Below are 21,302 nucleotides of genomic sequence, written 5' to 3' on the forward strand. Positions count from 1 at the left end.
GAAAAAAAATGTAACAAAAGTGAACGGTTTTGTGTAGTGCCAGCGGTTGTGAGTATTTTTGATATGAATGCGTGCTGACGGGAATAATTCATTGTAACTATCGTTTTGCTGAATTAATTCTGAAAATACATTGTTGCCGTAATTTTATAAACTGTAGATCGTGCTTTTTTTTGCCACAGGCTTTAAGATTTTCAGGAAGATTATATTTTAATTAATTGCCCGTTACAGATCGGGCAATTCGTGTCTTCACTTTTAGATTACGTTTTAGTATTCCCTTGAAAAGAAACTTATTTCAAGCGTGGGTTAGCGCAGGGCTGCGCCCCGTCGGGCGTTCGCTACGAGCAGGGATGATAAGTATATATAAATGAAAAACACAACAGCATTATCTGTAATATTCTTAGCAATAAGTCAGTTGGCGGGGTGCGTAATTTCTCCCGGCCAAACGTTAAGTTCCGCAGGCAAAAAAATAATTGCGCCGGCTGATCTCAATAATAGTTTAGATAAACAAATCGAAATTTATCCACTTACGCCCGGATTAATTGAGAAACTACGTCCCGCAGCAGCTAAATCTCAGGCAAATCCTAATCTTGATGAGCAGGTCAAAAACTGGGAATACCGTATTGGAATCGGTGACATCCTGACGGTCACCGTCTGGGATCACCCGGAGCTGACTACGCCCGCGGGACAGTATCGCAGCGCAAGCGATACGGGAAACTGGGTCAATGCCGATGGCACGCTCTTTTATCCTTACGTAGGTAAACTGCACGTGGCGGGAAAAACGGTTTCCAGAGTTCGCGAGGAGATCACCGCGCGGCTGGATAACGTCATTGAAAGCCCTCAGGTCGACGTCAGCGTTGCCGCTTTCCGTTCGCAAAAAGCCTACGTTACGGGAGAAGTGGCGAAATCTGGCCAGCAGGCCATCACCAACATTCCGTTGACGGTTATGGATGCCGTTAATGCCGCAGGTGGGCTTACTGCTGATGCGGACTGGCGGAACGTGGTGCTGACTCACAACGGTCAGGATTCCCGAATTTCCCTGTATGCCCTGATGCAGCATGGCGATTTAACCCAGAATAAGTTGCTCAACCCTGGCGACATCTTGTTTATTCCCCGCAACGATGCGCTGAAAGTATTCGTGATGGGCGAAGTTGTTAAACAGAGCACGCTGAAGATGGATCGCAGCGGCATGACGTTGGCTGAAGCGCTCGGCAATGCCGGTGGCCTGGACCAGAATATGGCTGATGCGACGGGTATTTTTGTTATCCGCTCGGTACGCGAGTCCGGGAAAATTGCGAATATCTATCAACTGAATGCAAAAGACGCTTCGGCCATGGTGCTGGGCACCGAGTTTCAGCTTGAGCCTTACGACATTGTCTATGTCACCACTGCTCCACTCTCCCGCTGGAATCGCGTAATAACACAGCTTGTTCCGACAATCAGCGGGGTGCATGACCTCACCGAAACGGTTCGTTATATCAGATCGTGGCCGCAATAATGTTCGAATCAATACTCGTGGTATGTACCGGAAATGTCTGCCGTTCTCCGATTGGAGAACGGCTTTTGCGCCAGCACTTGCCCGACAGACACATCACCTCGGCGGGAATACTCGGCCTTGAGGGGTATCCGGCGGATGAGTGCGCCCAGGACGTGGCCTGGCGGCATGGGATCTCCCTCGACGGTCATGTGGCGCGCAGGCTGACACGCAGGCTGATGCAGGGATCCGATCTCATCCTGGTTATGGAGCCGGAACATCTTCGCTTCATTGCAGCCATGGCACCGGAAAACAGGGGGAAGTCGCTGCTTTTTGGGCAGTGGCTGGAGCCGCAGGATATCCCAGACCCCTATCGTAAAAGCCGTGAAGCGTTTGAATATGTGTTCGGGCTATTGGGTAAAGCCAGCCAGGAATGGGCACGTCGTTTAGGACAGAAAGGAATAAAGCATTAATGTCGTCTTACACAACAGACAATTATGGTGCAGGGGCACCCGAACAAAATGAAATCGATCTCGTTCGTTTGCTCGGCGAAATGATCGACCACCGCACGATGATATTGTGCGTGACTTTCCTTTTCACTTTATGCGCGGGCCTCTATGCCTGGGTTACGCCACCTGTTTATCAAGCGGATGCTATGGTGCAAATAGAAAGCAAACAGGATAACGGCCTGCTCAAAGGCTTGAGCCAGCTGGGCACCGATATTTCGCCGGATGTTGCCCCTGAAATTTTACTGTTGAAATCTCGCATGATCCTCGGCGAGACCGTCGACAAATTAGATCTGACGTATCAGGCAAAGCAGCGCGTTTTGCCTGTGGTGGGGCGTCTCTGGCAGCGTCTGCAAGGGCGTGGGCAGGGCAACATAACGTTAGGCGAACTCCAGATCCCGCAGGTGGAGGGCAAAGCGCAAGAACTCACGCTGACCGTACAGGAAGCGGGAAGGTATCACCTGACGGGCGAAAACATTGAGGCAGACGGCCAGGTGGGTAAAACGCTGGTTACGCAAGGGATCGTGCTGCGGGTGACCTCGATTGAGGCGACGCCAGGCACACAGTTTTCGCTTAAGTCGTTGACGCGCCTGGAGACGATCAATGCACTGAAGAAGCGTCTGACGGTCGTGGAATCGGAGAAACAGAGCAGTATTGTGACCTTAACCCTGACGGGTGAAGATCCTGACAAAATCGCCCGGGTGCTGAATGCGATAGCTGAAAATTATCTTCAGCAAAATATCGCGCGCCAGGAGGCTCAGGATTCGCGTAGTCTGGATTTTTTACAGGAGCAGTTACCGAAAATCAGAGCGGACCTGGATCAGGCTGAAGCGCGGCTGAATGCCTACCGGGCGCAGCGCGACTCTGTGGATCTGTCTTTAGAGGCAAAATCCGTCCTGGATCAGGTTGTGAACGTTGAGAATCAGCTAAATGAGCTGACGTTCCGGGAGGCAGAAATTTCCCAGCTCTTTAAAAAGAGTCACCCTACCTACCGTGCATTGCATGAAAAAAGACAAACCCTTGTGCGGGAACGGGATCGTCTTAATAACCGTGTGTCCTCGATGCCCTCCACGCAGCAGGAGATTTTACGCCTGAGCCGCGATGTTGAGTCGGGCCGCACGATTTATTTACAGCTTTTGACGCGTCAGCAGGAGCTGAATATTTCCCGCTCCAGCGCTGTCGGGAACGTGAGGATCATTGATGAGGCGGTTACACTCCCGGATCCGATAAAACCGCGAAAAGCGCTAATCATTGTGCTTGGCGCGCTGTTCGGGCTCATCCTTTCAATGGGGACCGTACTGGTACGTCAGGCGTTCAAACGTGGGATCACGCTTTCCGAACAGCTGGAAGCGCAGGGGATGCCGGTTCTGGCGACGTTACCACGTTCACAGTGGCTGTGGAGTAAAACGCATTTGCGCAGAAAAAATCCGTTTTCTCGTCGCTGGACACACAAAACCTCGGATGTGCCTTTCCTGCCAGTCGATCGCCCTGCTGATATGTTTGTTGAAGCGGTACGCGGGCTGCGAACCAGTCTGCATTTCACCATGATGGAGGCTGAAAATCGCATTGTGATGATTTCTGGCCCCACGCAGGACTGCGGAAAAACACTGGTGGCGACGAACCTGGCGGCCATTGCCGGGCAGAGCGGTCAGCGGGCGCTGTTTATTGATGCGGATATGCGCCAGGGTTATGTGCATAATATTTTTGGCCTGGAGAACCGCCACGGATTATCCTGCCTGCTGGAAGGGAAGCGCGACTTTGGGGAGGTCATTCAGCATGCTGAAAAAGGGGGAATTGACGTCATCACCTGCGGCCCGGAACCCCTGCGTCCGTTAGAAATGCTGTTAAGCGAACGGTTCATTGACATCATGTCCTGGGTTAACGAGCACTATGACATTGTCATCATCGATACACCCCCAGTTCTTGCCGTCAATGATGCTGCGCTGGTTGCCAGAGCAGCCGGAACAACGCTAATGGTTGCCCGTTACGATAAAACCAGCGTGAAAGAGATGGAGAATACCGTTAAACGTCTACAGCACGTTGGCGTGAAGGTCAGCGGCACAATCCTCAACGATATTGTTAAATCCGCAGCGCTGTTTTACAGCTCGGGGTACAGCCAGTATGACTACGGTTATGCTTCGAGGAAAAAAGGATAGGGGCGTCAGGACGGGGATAATAAACCCTCTCCCGGATGGGAGAGGGAAAAGCATTACTTCGCCATCACTTCCTGCGCGGTACGCTCAACCAGAGACAGCAGGACTTTAACGTCCTCCAGCGTCACGGTTGGGTTCAGCAGGGTCAGCTTCAGGCAGGTGACGCCGTTATGCTCGGTCACCCCGACGTTTGCGCGGCCGGATTCCAGCAGCGCATCGCCAATTTTCTGGTTCAGCAGGGCGATACCGGCGTCAGCCATCTGGGTCTGCGGACGGAAGCGGAACAGCACGCTTGCCAGCTGGGGTTGCATAACCAGTTCCAGAGCAGACTGCTCTTTTACGTAAGCCGCAACCTGCTGTGCCAGCGTCACGCCGTGATCGATAATTGCGGCATATTGCTCCTGACCCAGCGCTTCCAGGCTCATCCACAGTTTCAGCGCGTCGAAACGACGGGTGGTTTGCAGAGATTTGGAAACCAGGTTAGGCACACCCGCTTCTTCATCGAACTCGGAGTTCAGATAAGCTGCCTGATAGCGCATCAGCTCATAATGACGCGCTTCTTTCAGCAGAAACGCACCGCAGCTGATGGTCTGGAAGAACTGCTTGTGGAAGTCCAGCGTTACGGAGTCCACAAGTTCAATGCCGTCCAGATAGTGACGATACTGCTCAGACATCAGCAGCGCGCCGCCCCAGGCCGCATCAACGTGTACCCAGATATTCTGTTTCGCAGCCAGCTCAGCAATAGCACGCAGCGGATCGATAGCACCCGCATCCGTTGTGCCGGCCGTGGCCACAATCGCCAGGATCTGTTCGCCGTTCGCGTTGCACTGTTCGATTTTCGCCGCCAGATCGGTGAGATCCATGCGGGAGAATTCATCAGTTTTCACCTGCACCACGGACTGGTAGCCCAGACCCATCAGCGCCATGTTTTTCTGCACGGAGAAGTGGGCGTTTTCAGAGCACAGCACGCGAATTTTGCGCAGATCGCCCACCAGACCGTCCTGCTGTACCGAGTGGCCTTGACGCGCGAAGAACGCATCACGCGCCAGCATCAGGCCCATCAGGTTACTCTGGGTGCCGCCGCTGGTGAAGACGCCTGCGTCGCCAGCCTGATAACCCACGCGGGTACGCAGCCATTCGATCAGCTTGATCTCAATAATGGTTGCGGACGGGCTTTGATCCCAGGAGTCCATACTCTGGTTGGTGGCGTTAATCAGCACTTCCGCCGCCTGGCTTACAACCAGGCTTGGGCAGTGCAGGTGCGCCACGCACTGCGGGTGATGAACGGACAAACTGTCTTTCAGGAAGAACTCCACGGCGCGTTCAATCGCCGCTTCGTTGCCCAGCCCTTTCGGGTTGAAATCCAGCTTAATACGGTCGCGCAGCTCCGCGACCGTTTTGCCCTGGTACATCTCAGGCTGTTTCAGCCAATGCATCACAGCCTGAGTGCTTTGTTCAATCGCCTGCTGGTAAGCTTCAATGCTCTGGGCAGAGGAGAACAAAATTGGGTTTGAATCAGACATCGTAATCAACAACTCCGGTTACGCCGGGCGAACGCCCGCAGCAAGCAGTGCCTGCTCGAATTTATCCAGGAAGACTTTCAGCTCGTCATCGCTGATCAGCAGTGACGGCAGCAGACGCAGAACGATACCGTTACGGCCGCCACGCTCCAGAATTAGGCCTGCTTCGAAGCACTTCTTCTGGATCAGTGCAGACAGCTCGCCATCGCCCGGGAAGCAACCCATGTGGTCGGCGGCTTCATGTGGCTTAACGATTTCAATACCGATCATCATGCCCAGACCGCGAACGTGGCCGATAACCGGATAGCGTTTCGCCATCTCTTTCAGCTGGCCTTTCAGCCATTCGCCCTGTGCGGCCACTTTGCCCGCGATATTCTGGTCTTTCAGGATCTTCAGCGTCGTCAGACCGGTTGCCATCGCCAGCTGGTTGCCGCGGAAGGTACCGGTGTGGTGACCAGGCGCCCACGCATCGAACTGCTTCTTGATACCGAGCACAGCCAGTGGCAGACCGCCGCCAACTGCTTTGGACATCACGATGATGTCAGGCTCAATGCCTGCGTGTTCGAAGGCAAAGAATTTACCGGTACGGGCAAAGCCAGCCTGAACTTCGTCGAGGATCAGCAGAATGCCGTGTTCCTGAGTCACTTTACGGATGCGCTGCAACCACTCAGCCGGAGCCGGGTTCACGCCGCCTTCGCCCTGAACAGCTTCCAGGATCACCGCGGCAGGTTTACGCACGCCGCTTTCAACGTCGTTGATCAGGTTATCGAAGTAGTAGGTCAGCGCCTTCACGCCCGCTTCACCACCGATACCCAGTGGGCAGCGGTACTCGTGTGGGTAAGGCATGAACTGGACTTCTGGCATCATACCGTCAACCGCTTCTTTCGGAGACAGGTTACCGGTGACGGACAGTGCACCGTGGGTCATACCGTGGTAACCACCAGAGAAACTGATGATACCGCTGCGACCGGTTACTTTTTTCGCCAGCTTCAGCGCCGCTTCAACGGCGTCAGCCCCGGACGGGCCAGTGAATTGCAGACAGTACTCTTTGCCCTGACCAGGCAACAGAGAGAGGAGGTATTCTGAAAACGCGTCTTTCAACGGCGTAGTCAGATCCAGGGTATGTAACGGCAAGCCGCTGGTAATGACATTTTGGATGCTTTTCAGCACATCAGGATGATTGTGGCCAAGCGCGAGGGTGCCTGCGCCTGCTAAACAGTCAAGGTATTCTTTATTATCTGCATCGGTGATCCACACGCCTTCTGCTTTCGTGATCGCTAAAGGCAGTTTGCGCGGATAACTCCTGACGTTAGATTCAAACTCGGCCTGACGGGCCAGATAGGTTTCGTTGCTTTTGTGGGCATCTACGGTGTCAATACGGACTTTATCCGTCATCATATCACTCCTACAACCGCCGCTTCGTTATGAGCAACGATTGAATAAAAAGTTAAAAAACAGATGGGGCCTGAAAAAAACGCCGCCAATATAGAGCCTTTTGTCACCGGGCTCAATGGTTATGACCTGCCCCCACGATTAGATACAACACTCAGTTAGTAACGTCGGAATCTTCATTCTCAGAATGACCCTTTCTCCAGCCCGCTGCAAATTCAGACGGTGTCTGATAATTCAGCGTGGAGTGCGGGCGGCATTCGTTATAATCCTGCCGCCAGTCATTAATAATTTTCCTGGCATGAACGATATCGCTGAACCAGTGCTCATTCAAACATTCATCGCGAAATCGTCCGTTAAAGCTCTCAATAAATCCGTTCTGCGTTGGCTTGCCCGGCTGGATTAAGCGCAACTCAACACCATGCTCAAAGGCCCATTGATCCAGTGCACGGCAAGTGAACTCCGGCCCCTGGTCAGTTCTTATCGTCGCCGGATAGCCTCGAAACAGTGCAATGCTGTCCAGAATACGCGTGACCTGAACGCCTGAAATCCCAAAGGCAACAGTGACCGTCAGGCATTCCTTTGTGAAATCATCGACGCAGGTAAGACACTTGATCCTGCGACCGGTGGAAAGTGCGTCCATGACGAAATCCATCGACCAGGTCAGATTGGGCGCCGCCGGACGGAGCAGCGGCAGACGTTCTGTTGCCAGCCCTTTACGACGTCTTCTGCGTTTTACGCCCAGGCCACTGAGGTGATAAAGCCGGTACACGCGCTTATGATTAACATGAAGCCCTTCACGGCGCAGCAACTGCCAAATACGACGGTAGCCAAAACGCCTGCGCTCCAGTGCCAGCTCAGTGATGCGCCCTGATAAATGCGCATCAGCAGCCGGACGGTGAGCCTCATAGCGGCAGGTCGACAGGGATAAACCTGTAAGCCTGCAGGCACGACGTTGCGACAGACCGGTCGCATCACACATCAACATCACGGCTTCCCGCTTCTGGTCTGTCGTCAGTACTTTCGCCCAAGAGCCACCTGAAGCGCCTCTTTATCCAGCATGGCTTCGGCAAGCAGCTTCTTGAGTCTGGCGTTCTCTTCCTCAAGCGACTTCAGGCGCTTAACTTCAGGCACCTCCATACCGCCATACTTCTTACGCCAGATGTAAAACGTGGCATCGGAAATGGCATGCTTGCGGCAGAGTTCACGGGCGGGTACCCCAGCTTCGGCTTCGCGGAGAATACTGATGATCTGTTCATCGGAAAAACGCTTCTTCATGGGGATGTCCTCATGTGGCTTATGAAGACATTACTAACATCGGGGTGTACTAATCAACGGGGAGCAGGTCACAAATACTGGAATTTGCCTTATCCCAGGGTTATGATTCTAAAAATCATTTTTTGTCCGCTTTCGTACCTTTGGAGCTGTTATGTCTGCCTCAGATGTAGATTTTGAGTTAAAGATTGACTCAGGAAAAACTTTAGTTGATATGGAATATGGCCTTGAAACTATGTCTGGATTTTCAGGAGCTATCGCCATAACAGCAGATTGCATCTTGTCTAACGAAGTGCCATCTCAAATGAACTACTCTGCCAATGTTAGAGCTAAACTCATGAGCGCTTGTCTTGGTTCATATATACAAGACTTCAAACTTGTTGTGTCGGATCCAGTAAAATCTGCCAAATTAGCGCAAATAGGAAACTCTGTATTGTCTGAGTTAATCACATATTTCATATGTGAAACTATGTATGTTGAGCCCCCAGCTTTGACTAAAAAAGCTGAGCGATTACTATCTAAACTTGAAAAAATCGAAAGCAAAATTATTGACAGAATACATGAGCGAGTTAAAGATATGCATAAAGTATCGCGCTCAAGTAAATACCCTGTCATTTTGAAAAGAAAGACTCAATTAAGAACCTTTAAACTATTGGAGATAAATGAAGCAACTTCAAGCAATCTTTTTAATTTAACAACAGATCAGCAACCTGAAGAAATTAATGCCATTATCACAAGATTTAATTTATTCACTGGCAATGGCAGATTACTTGCCGATGGCTTTGCTACAACCATACCGTTCAGTTTTTCAGGGTCTTATAGTAAAGTAAAGTCATCTATTAAAAGAATGATGTCAGAGAATTTGCATAATAATAATGCAATCGAAGATGAAGATATCGTTAGATTAAGAATTACTGCAAAAGCAAGAAGAAACACATCTGGCGATGTTGTTAAATATCTTATTGATACTGTGGTAAAGCCATGAATAAGGCTTTATGGATTGCGGTTTTTTTGTTAGCTCTTATAGCTTTACTTGGAGTGTTTTTTTCTTATTATTATTGGTTCAAGTTAGAGCTTGGTTTTCATATTTCAAAAAGTCCCGAGGTTTGGGGGCAGTTTGGTGACTTTGCTGGAGGGTTAATAAACCCAATACTCGGTTTTATCACGGTCGTAATACTAATAATAACTTCATTGTATCAACAAAAGCAATATGAACGATTAGAGCGACGTGAGAAAAATAAAATATTTGATGACCGATTCTATGGTATGATTTCTTATCAAAGAGATTTTGCCAATGATTTTAAATGTAAACTTCCAAGCGGTGTTGATGCAAATGTAAAAGAGTTAACCATTTACGTTGAAGGTGTTTTTTTCGATACAGATGATCATTCATATTTAAATGATGATAAATTCAAAGATTCAATATTTCCTCTTGTTCGTGGCTTTTACATTTTGGTAAAAATGATCAATGAATCTCATAATGAGGAAATAGAAAAAAAGGATGCTGATAAATATTATGAATGGCTCGTTAATCTGACTGACTATAGTTTGATGAGACTTGTTCTTTTATGTGTTTATTATTACGATGGGATATCATCCTTTAACTATATAAAGTCCAACTCAGCTTTTATTGCAAAGCTGTCTATGATTGGGTGGGGAGATTATATAGATGAAGTTAAAAAGCGAAAACTGCATATCGGTAATTGACGATCAAAAAGTCGCTGAGTGGAATTTAGTTTAATAGTTGGAGCTGACCGATAAGTCAGCTTTGTATCCCATGTAATCAAGCACCAGAAGCGGTGGAATTCGGGTTGCAGCCCACAATGTATCTCATTCTGTATCCCATTTGAAGTGCGCGATACGTCGGGATCAAATGCCAAGAGCTGGGGATGCATCCACCCTGGGGGTTCATATGCATTCAGACCCTTGATAGACACACCTGCACTTATTCACTTAATTAATCAAGGAAAGTTTGCTGGCTCCCCTTCCGTTTCTGTGGAAAAATTGAGCTTCGAACTTTCAGACAACAGAGGGATGCTTATGTCGGTTTTTCAGGAATGGCTGCTCAGGATAGCTGGTGACAATTACTTTCTCTATATCAAACGATTGTCTGCCAATGATACTGGCGCAACAGGTGGACATCAGGTAGGACTATATATTTCTTCCGACATCGCTGAAAAACTACTTCCTTCCATCAACAATACCCAAGAACTGAACCCGTCTGTTTTTCTTACTGCGCATGTTTCATCACATGAGTATCCGGACAGCGAGGCTCGGGCTATCTATTACAATAATCGTTTTTTTGGCGGGACCCGGAATGAGAGAAGAATTACTCGCTGGGGAAGAGGAAGCCCACTCCAAGATCCTGAAAATACAGGAGCCCTTACGCTTCTGGCGTTTAAGCAGGATGAGCAAGGCGGTGATAGTTCAGAGGTGAACATATGGGTCTGCGTCAATCCTGATGAAGAGAATATTATTGAGTCCGTTATAGGGGAAGTCATCCCTGGGACGCTTATATTTGGGCCATCCAGTGAAATTCTGGGGGGATTGTCTCTACAACATGCCCCAGTGAATCATAAATACAATATACCTGACGCTTGGAAGCAGCAGTTCCCATCAGGAAGTGAAATTATCCAGTATGCTGGAAGGCACTACGCAAAAAACTCCAATGACCCAGACGAACAGTTGATTGATAGACGCCGTATAGAGTACGACATTTTTCTTCTCGTAGAAGAGCTCCACGTACTGGACATCATTCGTAAGGGGTTCGGCTCTGTCGATGAGTTCATTGCACTGGCTAATTCCGTCAGTAATCGCCGAAAATCAAGAGCGGGAAAGTCACTTGAGCTACATCTTGAACACCTTTTCGTTGAGCATGGTCTACGACACTTCGCCACGCAGGCAGTAACTGAGGGCAATAAAAAACCTGACTTTCTATTCCCATCTGCTGAGGCTTACCACGATATCGGATATCCCGAAGAAAATCTCCGTATGTTAGCTGTGAAGACAACATGCAAAGACCGTTGGCGTCAGATACTAAACGAGGCGGATAAAATCAGGCAGATACACCTTTTCACTCTACAGGAGGGAGTTTCTCAGGCTCAGCATAGTGAAATGCGAGATGCAGGAGTCAAGCTGGTTGTACCATCATCATTACACAGGAAATATCCGGAAGCGGTGAGAGGCGAACTAATGACGCTGGGGGCTTTTATCGCTGAACTTGCAGGGCTTTACGCAGAACTGCCATAAAAAGCTCCCGGCATGTGAAGACCGGGAGTATCCATTATGCTTTATAAGTCTTGGCAGAAACAGCCTTGAGGATGTAGGGCTCCAGTAGTCTGGCTACGGCTTCAAAGACAGGAACCACAACGGAGTTACCGAACTGACGATATGACTGCGTGTCAGAAACCGGAATTCGAAAAGGCTTGCCGTCTGGCTTTTCAAAGCCCATGAGGCGTGCGCACTCGCGGGGAGTCAGTCTCCGTGGGCGGCGAGCTTGGTTTTCAACATTCGAAAAATCTACTTCCCCAGCAGCCATATCCCACCCACGGTCTATTAGAATTTCGGATCCGTCTTTATGATAACGGGCAGAAAGTGTGCGAGCCACGCTTTCTTTATCTTCCGGGTTAACGAGGCCAAAACCAAAGCCGTTACCCTTAGCGGCATGCTTTTTAGCATAGTTATAAAGGTACTCCCAGAGTTTAGGCGTCAAGATATATTTGCTGTCAACCACCGGCTCCAGTAGCTCACCAAACGATGGACGTCGTTCGGGATAAAATCGACTGACGTCACGGAGAGTGAAGCCATTGTGAATATTCAGGTCGCGCCGGAACCCCACCAGAACGATACGTTCACGATGCTGAGGAAGAAAATGCTTGCCATCGATGACCTTAGGATCACTTTTCCCCATGTCCTTCGCATCGGCAACTTCATAGCCCAACTCGTCAAGCGTCTCCATGATGACTTTAAAAGTTTTACCTTTGTCATGGCTTTTCAGGTTTTTGACGTTCTCAAGCACAAAAATGGCTGGTTTTTTTGCCCGGATAATACGTGCCACATCAAAGAAAAGTGTTCCTTGAGCTTCACACTCGAACCCATGCGCGCGACCCAGCGAATTTTTCTTACTCACTCCTGCAAGGCTAAACGGCTGGCAAGGGAAGCCAGCCAAAAGCACGTCATGATCAGGAACATGTTCGTCGATATAGGCATAAGCATCTGTCTCTGATACCTCAGGCTTGTCACTGAGAGTGACTTCTCGGATATCGAGATTAAATGTATGTGCTCGCTCGTCATTAAACCAGTTAGCTTTATATGTACGAACCGCTTGTTTATTCCATTCGCTTGTAAAGACGCACTGGCCCCCGATCGCTTCGAATCCCTTACGAATACCGCCAATCCCGGCAAACAGATCAACGAAACGAAATGCATACTCTGGATGATTTACTGGTGGTTCCGGAAGCATTTTTCGAAGAAGTGCCTCCTCGGCTGAAATCAGTGACCTGGGGGAGCATTTATCATTGATCCAACGGTTAAGCGTTTCCCGGCTCCAGTCGTTTTTACCAACTTTTCTTAAGAGCTCTGCCACAAACTTCTGATCATAGATTTCCAGTACTTGCTCAATAAGTTTTCTATCATTTTCCTGTCGCTGTTTTTCTTCTACTTCAACTTTCTCAAGCAGATCCTGCGCCAGTAATTCAAATTCAGACATAACGCCTCCAAAGGGTCTTATGAGTGACACTCTATCACTCATTTAACCCAGATGGAAATTTTATTACTGGGTTTTTAAACAGTATTTAACATAATTTCGGCTAATCCTTAAAGTCTGTTATAAGGGATGCTGCTCAAAAGACAAAGAAAGCCTTTCAGAACAACTTGCTAATGACCAATACTGAAATAAGTTAAGTGTTTTACCACGCCAATGCTTAAGGGGTTAAGCGCCGTTCAAAAAAGCCCCTCCTAACGCACTGGTATCCCCACCAAATATCAGCAGGTGATTATGCAGGATTTTTCCAATGACAATCGAATTTAGGTATAAATATTAAAAGGTTAGGCTATATTGGCATGTTAAGACGGCGATAGGTTCTAACCTTAAGAGATCCTTCAAAATGATTGAAATGACTTTTTTAGTCATTATAATCAGTAGTGTTACCACCCCGGGTGCCTCTTCACCTTACCTGTTACGTGCTTGTACACAGGGTACAAGGACTAACCAGTGTCTCACTGGATAGAAAAGGAGAGCCATCATGGGCCCGAAAGTCGTTAATGTATGCAAATACAAACGCTTTCGTTTCGGTCGCTGGGAAGATGTGTGCAAGCACAAACGCTCGTTACCGAATCGCTAAGTGATACACCCGTCGGTGGTAACCTAAGATATACGAAGGCCGAAATTTAGCTTTTCGACCATCCATAAATTAATTTTATGCTATCGCCTCATCACTCATCATCGCATTAAAATGTGCATCATCGCCGGTATCTTTAAATATTCTTTCAAACATTTCCAAATAAACATGAGCGTCGATCGCTCCGATCGTTTGAATATTTTTACCATCAGAGTGTGAATGTCTATTTATAAATCGATAAAATGAGTTGTATCGTGGTTCTGCATGGGAATCTGCGAGAGTCCTTAGTACCTCTTTTAGTCGATCCTTTTTACATGAAAAGCTGAAATAATATTCAAGAATATTTCTCATCACATTCGGTAAAATTACAGGATTGACTATGCCATTTTTTGCATCTTTTAGAGTTTGCCACAATGATTGATATTCATTGAGAAGCTCATCTTTCTTGAGCTTGAGGCATTGACTATGCGCCCCTTTAATTATCCGATAAAAAGCCCAGTCTTTTATTATTTTTTTCTCAGAACTGGCTGTTATGACTAACTCTTGAAAGAAAAAGAGACTATGTGTTAATATAATAAATTTCTTAGCTATCTCTTTTAATATTAAATCATTGAAAATCATTGAAGATATTTCATATATGTAATTATGAGAAAGGCTTGATATTGGATCATCAATGACGATAAATTTATCTTTGATAATATCATTTTTATTCTTGAGGCCTTTGCATTGCTCTATGAAATATAAAAATGAGATTATTGTTTTCTCACCCTCACTTAATGATTTGAAAACACTATTAGCATTGCTTTGACCTTCCCGGTGTAATTTATATGTTTCCGATTCATCCTGATGCTTGATCAAGGTAAACCCTGTAATACCAAGAGATACAAGACTATCATTTATCTTATTAATAGTTTCTTCAATATTAACAACTTCACTTGCTTTTAACCTGTTTTCCTCTTGCAATTTTGCGTTTTGACTGTTAATGGTTTTAACTTCATCATTAAGCCTGTCAATTAAATCATCCAGTTCTTTTTCTTGCTCATGATAACGATTGAGAGACGCTTCGTTAATAAACTTTAAATGGGAAAGAAGGTCTTGCGTCAGAATGCTGCGTTCATCATCATAATTATCAATCTTTTTGTTATGGGCTGCTATTTGTTCATTTATATGATTAACTTGCTTGTTAAGGTTATCAACAACATCAATATCGCTAATCAAATCCACTGATTTTGATGGCGACGAAAGTTTCTTTACAATAAGCCTCTCATTAGAATCATAATGATTTCTAATGTCACTTATATTCTTAGCCAAAAGGCTCTCATCTGTTATTGCGGCAAGACCTTCGAAATTCACTAAGTAATTATCTATATTGCTTTTCCAAACTGAGTATCGTTCTTTTAGAGCCTCGATTTGCGACAAACTTTCTTTATAAGTTTCATTAAATATGCTATCTAACTCTTCTTTTAACTGTTCACTATCTAAATGTTGCTGGCAAAATGGACATTGATCTTCTGAAAGATACCGTACACCATTTCTCACCCAATCAGAGTTAGAGAGCCTCTCAATGAATTTAGACAGATGGCTATTACCAGAACTCAACAGTGGAGATTTTAATATTTGATGTTCTTCATCAGATAATATTGGTAAAATCAACTTTGGAACGGGAGTATACTTTACCTCTTTAAATCTTTCCAAATAGTTATATCGTTCCTCCAGTTCAGTGAATTCATTGCTTTTAACTTTTTCATGTAGATCAATAGCCTCGAAGAACTTTTGTTTTCTTGACATCCAATTTACGAGGCCGCTAATTTCCGATTTCCTAATATTTGCCGTTCTGTTCCAGATCTCATCAATTATTTTAGAGAGAACAGATTCTTTTGATCCTATTTTTTCTTGAATCTCAGTTTGTTTTAGAACTATCTTCTTATTATTCTTAATTAGCGTTTGCTTATTTTCTTCAATTTTTTTTGTTATCTCAGCATTTTCATTATTGAGAGTGAATACACCAGGTTGAGTTTGACTATTATGAAAATTTTCATCGATATAATCCTGATTAAAAACAAGAAACTGGACATCCTCCTCTGGTGCCAACCTGCACTTTTCATACTCTGGATTTTTTGGATTGAAGAAGTATCCAGATATCGTAGATTTACCGCTCCCATTTAGTCCATAAATCAAAGTTACTTTAGAACTAAAATCAAATTCAGTATCAATATCAGGATGATAGCTTCTAACAGACTTAATAAATAATTTTGTCATTTGTTGTCCCTACATTGTAACAAAAATTATGTTTTGAACCCTAAAGAAGATTGATGAGATTAACCTCAAGGTTAGGAGGAAACATGGCTGTTACCTTCCACGAGAGGTTACCCGCTACAAAGCATACTTCCTGTGGACTAAGGCTTTCCATCAAATATTGGGGAGAATGTGAAGATTAATTGATTTGTATTAATAGGGTATACCTCACTGACAACGTGATATTTAGTATCATTAGGGTGTCGATAGTAGAGAATTGATAACGTTTCATCCGTACTGTATACTTTGAGTATAGAAATGAAACCTCAAAGAGACAAATGATGAACGTCCTAATTTATGCACGAGCCTCTACCAGAGAACAAGATTCCACACGTGCTGTCCCGGCGTTGCGTGAGTTTGCAGGGGAACGTGGATGGGCTATCAGGAAGGAATATGTCGAGAATGCTTCTGGTGCTTCCCTTGAACGTCCTCAGCTATCGCTGTTGCTTGACGAGGCTAACACTGGGGATTTGTTGCTGGTGGAGTCTATCGACCGCCTGAGTCGTCTGGAGGCTGTCCAGTGGGAAAGTTTGAAGCGTACAATTCAGGATAAGGGACTGAAACTGGTGGTAGTGGATTTGCCCACCTCATGGGACATGCTTAAAGGGGATAATTCATCACCCGTGGTGGATGGCATTATGGCAGCAGTAAATAACATGTTGATCGATATGCTGGCTACTATGGCCCGTCAGGATTATGAGACTCGACGTGCACGTCAAAAACAAGGTATCGAGAAAGCAAAAGAGGCTGGTGTGTATGTCGGTAAGGCTAAGGATGAAAGGGCGCGGGAGGTTGTTAAATCCTTACTCAGTGCAGGACACAAACCCGCTAAAGTAATGGAACTGGCTGGAGTATCACGCGCCACTTTTTACCGCATCAAGAAGGAAATGGCGTGATTGCTCACGCCTGATTTTAAGCCTCAGAACACAAGCTAAGCGTATAGATAGCGGTCTGCCCGTCGTTGTTAGTTGGGCGCATAACGAAAACAGGATCACTACCGTTGTCAATATAAGTGACCGCTATTCCACCGTCTGGAGTGGCATACATCTTCGCAATACTTTTCTCCCCTATGAAGCCGAGCCGCCAGGTTTTACCACCCATGCTCACCTTCATGCTTTTGTCCTGCACATCAAGGCGAGTCTCGACAGAAGATTTTTGGCTACCAGAATCGATCTGCCCTTCCTGAATGGCCTTACAGGTGAATGTGGTTGCACTTGAGGCGAAGGGGAGTACGAGCAGCGCCGCGAGAATCAATTTTTTCATGGTCTTCCTTTTCTTGTTGGATTTGCTGACAAGGCGCTGCTAGCGCATTACTTTATCTTACCACTTTAATTAATAAAATAGATATTATCGATCAGTAAAATCGATCGATTTGAATGACACAATGCTATTGTGTAAATAATGAGCGCTAAGCTATTCGACGATAACAAGCAACTGGAGTGAGGCTTATGAAGAAAGCAATATTGGTGACATTGGGACTACTGTTTTCACCGTTGGCGGCAGCAGGGCAGATCACAATGACCGATCCCCAGCAGGAAACGACGGAGAGTGGAAAGACGCTCTGCACATACCAGAACAGCATTTATCTGTTCACCTACGTAACAAAGGGCAAGTGCCCGTATGCGAAGACATTTGATACTGCGGATGCTGCGGATTCAGAGTGAAGGAAGATTTGAAAAAACTCTTATTTCAAATTTTCAATTGATAATGAGTTGCTTAACGAATGTATCAAAATTTATTGCCAGTAATTTCACTGAAACCCGTATGGCATCAGGTGTCATGAGAATCGACAAGAATGGGTTAACGTGCTTTAAGAGGGTTGTTGGCAGGTAAATAAAGGTAGAATTAACATAGATTAAACCTATTGATAATCATCATTTATCGGTTAATTGTCGGTTGAAAATCAGGCGGTCTTTTCCAGCTCTGTGGAGGGTTGTTTCATGATGAGCACTGCGAACATGAAAAGTATGCTGCATGAGTAGCATGTAATGCGGAACATGAAAGATATCAATTACAGGAGAGCACCTTTGCACCAGAAGTGATTGTTAAGGCGTGATTCTCCTGTAAAGGTAATCTGCTATGCTCGCGTTGCTCACATTATGAACATTAACACCTAAGAAACCATTAACTACTGCTTAAATAATAAACAGTTATTGATCCCATTTTATGTACTCGTACACCTCGTCCATACATCCATTGTGCAGGATGCCCTTGTACGCATGAGTTTATGCAACCATTCCACACTACCGTGTTACATTGTAAGCCTGTACTTTTACCGAAGATGCAAATAACTCTAAAGAGACTTTAGACTTTTCTGCACCTTCTGTATCAGGTTGCTTATGCTAATGGCGCAGCCATAAAATCGGCTTACTTGCATACTAAGCCGGAAATCTCATTGCTAACTTTGTCTCGGTTTCCGCTGCTTTATCTGCTTAGTGGAGTAGGTGAGTACCTCTTAACGCATCCATCGTTAGGGTAGTTGGCTGGGCGTAACTAATGGAGCTACAAACTGAAACGATAGTTTCAATGTCCTGAATCGTGACCTGGTAGGTTCCAGCACCGGGAGTGCCAATGCTCCGACAGATAATCCAACCAGCTTTTTCTATTTGATCGATGACGCTCATTACCGTCTTCTGTGACATACCGAGATCACGGGCCGCACAACTCAGGTCGAACATCACACATCCGGTTATCTCGCTCTGTTGGCTTCTGAGGTATGCCCACATCAGTTTATGATCGGTGGTGAAAGTCAGCACCTTGGGGTGTCTGCTGCGTTTCTGTGGATGCGTTACTTCGGTGAAATACGGTACGAGACTATCAAACCTTTGTTCGATGGTGTTCGTTACTTGCGTTGGAATAGGGCTGGAGTGGGTGGTAAATGTCTCTGTGAAGAGTGCTTCAACTTCGGTTGGGGAAAGTCCCTGGTTATCTGTCATATCGATCCTCCTGTATGTTTTGTGGTCAATAAATCCTCATGGTTGAGTTGTTAACGTTCATTTTTTACCCGCTTTACCTTTTTAAAAATAAGCGGTGAAATCAAGGTTGGCAAAACTGACATTTATTCTTGTTAAATGCAATCTCAAATTGTGCTATTTATATTAAGTTGCTGAAAATGATTATAAAGTAGTTGACTTTACAACCGATTTGATGTATGATAGATAGTAGATAGTCAACAACCGTAATAATTAAGGAGGTACATGTACCAAACGAAAACTGATGTGCTCGAAGCTCTGCGTAGCGGAAAGCTCCTTCCCAAGATTTGCCAACAATACTCCCACAACAAAAATCTCTCCGACGAACGACGCAAGATGTTCAGGGTGGCCTTGATCAGCTACCGCATTGAGCAGCTTCAGGAGATTTTACGTAACGAGGAACAACCGAATGAACATCCGATTCACTGATGAAACCCACAAGGCGCTTGTTGAACGTGCCAACCGTGAAGACAAGTCAGCCGCCGCGCTGGTGAGTGAATTAATAACAGCAGTCCTAAACCGAGAGGAACCGAATGACCGAAAAGAAACCAGTAGTAAACTTTGTTAATGCGATTTGCGGCTCAGGAAAGAGCCACCGTCTGAAAGAGTACATCCTGAGCTTCAAGAGCGAAGCTGTCCCAGAAAAATTCTTAATCGTAGTACCAACCCACGCTTTAGCCGATCAGTTCAAGCAAGATCTAAATCGTTTGAGAATCCCAAACCATCACATTTTCGTTGAAGGGGCGACTCTCAACCTGAAAAGCACCCTGGCTGATAACTTCCAGACAAATGTGGTGATAACCACCCACGAATGTTTCACCAACTACTGCCACCTCGCTACGTTCAATCCTGAGATGCGCTCTCTACTGGCAGAACACAATGTGGTGGTAGATGAGATACCTGATGGTTGGTTTGGAGCAGAAGCGACGATCCGCCATGCTGACAGGACAGCAGAAAACTTCCCATTCTTGGAATGGCTGGAAGAGCGAAACGGGCTGCTGTACCTGCGCGAAGAGCACTACGACAATCTGTACAAGTATTACCATGAGAAGCACGCTAACAGTGACAATCTTAAGAAAGTGCTATACGTGGCCCTCGACGGTGGTGGCGTGATGCATACCGAGTGTGATTCTTCATACAGCTTTTTTGCGTACACTTTTAATCCGATACTGAAGGCCGCAACGTGGGCGAAGAACTTCACTGTGCTTGGCGCTGGTGTAGATCGCAGTGGGTTTGTATGGATGGCTGAGAACGTCGCACAGATCGCTGTTCAGGAAGCGGGTGAACACCTTCAGCCTGATCCCGACAGACGCAAACATAAAAATGTGCCTATCAAGATCGTGGTTGTCCTCTCAGAAGATATCAAAAGAGCGGGGCAGTCAGAGCTGGCTAATGTCTTTAACAATCATCTGAACGAGATAAAGCAGATTGTTGGAAAGGATTTTATCTTCGCCACTAACAAGGACAAAACCATCTGCGACTTCCAGACCATCGGACTCACTGAGCTTGGTGATCGCATGGGTGGTGTTGACGTTTCAATGTCCAGCTACGGGATGAACAGCTATCAGAGCATTCATTGTGCCGTGTTCCTCGGATGTGCAAATCTGGGCGATAAAGACCGTAAGCGATGGGCAGACTATTGCGAACGTATCGGTTGGGATTTTGAAATCGTGATGGAGAAGAAGCGTCAGGCTATGTATTTTGAGCGGTGCTACCAGTTTCTTAGCCGAACATCTATTCGCAACGCTGATACCGATCACCCTCTGGTGTTTGTCGTTCCCGACATTGCGGCAGCGGAATACCTCAAAACCCATTACTTCCCTGGCTCAACCATCGAATGCCTTGGAATCAAGAAAGCTGGAAAGCAGCATGAAACGCGTTTGAAGGTTCTGGAATACAAGGCGCAAGGACTAACTCAGAAAAAGGCTGCGGAAGAAATGGCGGTGTCTCTGAGGACGGTAGCAACCTACTGGAACCAGGATACTCGCGTATGATCATCGCACTTTGCTGGTATCTGCTGTTCCTGTTTATCTGGGATGTAATCCGCACCTTTGAACGACGTAGAAAAACAGAACGCAAAACTGAATCGCGGAATCCATGAGGTCTTGGGCTATATCAAGAAGGAGCTTAACGGCTCCTTTTTTCGTTTCTGGGGTGGGGTACATAAAGGGGTACAAGGTGGGGTACAGCGTGAAGAAACGATAACCGGAAGGGCGGGCTTGCAACAGCAAGCAACTTCCCCTAATCTGGCAAAAAGTATAGAGATTCAATCTTCATGACTCGGGGTGCCCCATCACTGATGGGCTGAGAAATACCCGTACCACCTGATCTGGATAATGCCAGCGTAGGGAAGTCAGATGCCTACCCGGTCATCGCTTCTTT

At 46.4% G+C, this 21,302-nt stretch carries 17 protein-coding genes and 1 riboswitch; of the genes, 10 read left to right on the plus strand and 7 right to left on the minus strand.

What is annotated here, in order from left to right:
* Positions 1-364: 364 nt before the first annotated feature.
* The 3 genes from L350_RS20345 to L350_RS20335 are packed head-to-tail and all read left to right on the plus strand — an operon-like array spanning position 365 to position 4,133.
* Entirely contained in the window at positions 365-1,495 is a 1,131-nt protein-coding gene (locus L350_RS20345) for a polysaccharide export protein (protein WP_022648671.1), read from the plus strand.
* Positions 1,495-1,944, plus strand: a complete 450-nt coding sequence (locus L350_RS20340; RefSeq protein WP_022648670.1) for an arsenate reductase/protein-tyrosine-phosphatase family protein — start codon at positions 1,495-1,497, stop codon at positions 1,942-1,944. The genes L350_RS20345 and L350_RS20340 overlap by 1 nt, the downstream gene beginning before the upstream one ends.
* The gene (locus L350_RS20335) at positions 1,944-4,133 is read left to right on the plus strand and encodes a polysaccharide biosynthesis tyrosine autokinase (RefSeq protein ID WP_023306593.1); all 2,190 of its coding nucleotides are present in this window, start codon (positions 1,944-1,946) and stop codon (positions 4,131-4,133) included. The genes L350_RS20340 and L350_RS20335 overlap by 1 nt, the downstream gene beginning before the upstream one ends.
* A 53-nt stretch (positions 4,134-4,186) precedes the next feature.
* On the opposite strand, the gene L350_RS20330 is transcribed toward L350_RS20335, so the two are convergent.
* From L350_RS20330 to L350_RS20320, 3 genes are all read right to left on the minus strand, one after another.
* On the minus strand, positions 4,187-5,653 hold the full coding sequence (locus L350_RS20330; RefSeq protein ID WP_032623919.1) for a pyridoxal phosphate-dependent decarboxylase family protein: 1,467 nt from the start codon (positions 5,651-5,653) through the stop codon (positions 4,187-4,189).
* Between the two features lie 18 nt (positions 5,654-5,671).
* A complete protein-coding gene (locus L350_RS20325; protein ID WP_032623920.1) occupies positions 5,672-7,048 on the minus strand; it encodes a diaminobutyrate--2-oxoglutarate transaminase in 1,377 nt (458 codons plus the stop codon).
* Positions 7,049-7,196: 148 nt separating this feature from the next.
* Positions 7,197-8,317, minus strand: a protein-coding gene (locus L350_RS20320) for an IS3-like element ISSen4 family transposase (protein ID WP_096147877.1) whose coding sequence is annotated in 2 segments (ribosomal slippage) — positions 7,197-8,059 and positions 8,059-8,317 — 1,122 coding nt in all. Because the reading frame shifts where the segments join, the coding sequence is not laid out codon by codon here.
* 151 nt (positions 8,318-8,468) lie between these two features.
* Between L350_RS20320 and L350_RS20310 the strand changes: the two genes are divergently transcribed.
* The 3 genes from L350_RS20310 (at position 8,469) to L350_RS20300 (ending at position 11,563) form a co-directional block, all read left to right on the plus strand.
* Complete coding sequence (locus L350_RS20310) at positions 8,469-9,299, plus strand: hypothetical protein (protein WP_032623921.1); 831 nt, start codon at positions 8,469-8,471, stop codon at positions 9,297-9,299.
* The gene (locus tag L350_RS20305; RefSeq protein WP_032623923.1) at positions 9,296-10,021 is read left to right on the plus strand and encodes a hypothetical protein; all 726 of its coding nucleotides are present in this window, start codon (positions 9,296-9,298) and stop codon (positions 10,019-10,021) included. The genes L350_RS20310 and L350_RS20305 overlap by 4 nt, the downstream gene beginning before the upstream one ends.
* A 333-nt stretch (positions 10,022-10,354) precedes the next feature.
* On the plus strand, positions 10,355-11,563 hold the full coding sequence (locus L350_RS20300) for a type II restriction endonuclease (protein ID WP_032624811.1): 1,209 nt from the start codon (positions 10,355-10,357) through the stop codon (positions 11,561-11,563).
* A 34-nt stretch (positions 11,564-11,597) separates the two neighbouring features.
* Here the strand turns inward: L350_RS20300 and L350_RS20295 are convergent, their stop codons facing one another.
* Entirely contained in the window at positions 11,598-13,022 is a 1,425-nt protein-coding gene (locus tag L350_RS20295; protein ID WP_032623925.1) for a DNA cytosine methyltransferase, read from the minus strand.
* 709 nt (positions 13,023-13,731) lie between these two features.
* Complete coding sequence (locus L350_RS20290; protein ID WP_032623927.1) at positions 13,732-15,912, minus strand: AAA family ATPase; 2,181 nt, start codon at positions 15,910-15,912, stop codon at positions 13,732-13,734.
* Positions 15,913-16,229: 317 nt separating this feature from the next.
* On the opposite strand from L350_RS20290, the gene L350_RS20285 reads away from it, so the two are divergent.
* Positions 16,230-16,844, plus strand: coding sequence for a recombinase family protein (locus L350_RS20285; protein ID WP_032623928.1), 615 nt, complete (start codon positions 16,230-16,232; stop codon positions 16,842-16,844).
* Positions 16,845-16,860: 16 nt separating this feature from the next.
* Here L350_RS20285 and L350_RS20280 read toward each other — a convergent pair whose 3' ends face one another.
* Positions 16,861-17,211 carry a hypothetical protein gene (locus tag L350_RS20280; RefSeq protein ID WP_032623929.1) on the minus strand — a complete coding sequence of 117 codons (351 nt, stop codon included), beginning with the start codon at positions 17,209-17,211 and terminating at the stop codon, positions 16,861-16,863.
* Positions 17,212-17,396: 185 nt separating this feature from the next.
* Between L350_RS20280 and L350_RS20275 the strand changes: the two genes are divergently transcribed.
* Positions 17,397-17,612: a hypothetical protein gene (locus L350_RS20275; protein WP_032623930.1), complete on the plus strand. Its 216-nt coding sequence runs from the start codon at positions 17,397-17,399 to the stop codon at positions 17,610-17,612.
* A 768-nt stretch (positions 17,613-18,380) separates the two neighbouring features.
* Here L350_RS20275 and L350_RS20270 read toward each other — a convergent pair.
* Positions 18,381-18,884, minus strand: a complete 504-nt coding sequence (locus L350_RS20270) for a hypothetical protein (RefSeq protein WP_032623931.1) — start codon at positions 18,882-18,884, stop codon at positions 18,381-18,383.
* Between the two features lie 261 nt (positions 18,885-19,145).
* Between L350_RS20270 and L350_RS20265 the strand changes: the two genes are divergently transcribed.
* Together L350_RS20265 and L350_RS24585 are read left to right on the plus strand one after the other, a co-directional pair.
* The gene (locus tag L350_RS20265) at positions 19,146-19,349 is read left to right on the plus strand and encodes a hypothetical protein (RefSeq protein ID WP_032623932.1); all 204 of its coding nucleotides are present in this window, start codon (positions 19,146-19,148) and stop codon (positions 19,347-19,349) included.
* A gap of 104 nt (positions 19,350-19,453) precedes the next feature.
* On the plus strand, positions 19,454-20,914 hold the full coding sequence (locus L350_RS24585) for a DEAD/DEAH box helicase family protein (protein WP_032623933.1): 1,461 nt from the start codon (positions 19,454-19,456) through the stop codon (positions 20,912-20,914).
* Between the two features lie 277 nt (positions 20,915-21,191).
* A riboswitch (TPP riboswitch) is annotated at positions 21,192-21,288 on the plus strand.
* Positions 21,289-21,302 lie beyond the last annotated feature (14 nt).

Source organism: Enterobacter sp. MGH 4, from assembly GCF_000534735.1.
Lineage (GTDB): Bacteria > Pseudomonadota > Gammaproteobacteria > Enterobacterales > Enterobacteriaceae > Enterobacter > Enterobacter intestinihominis.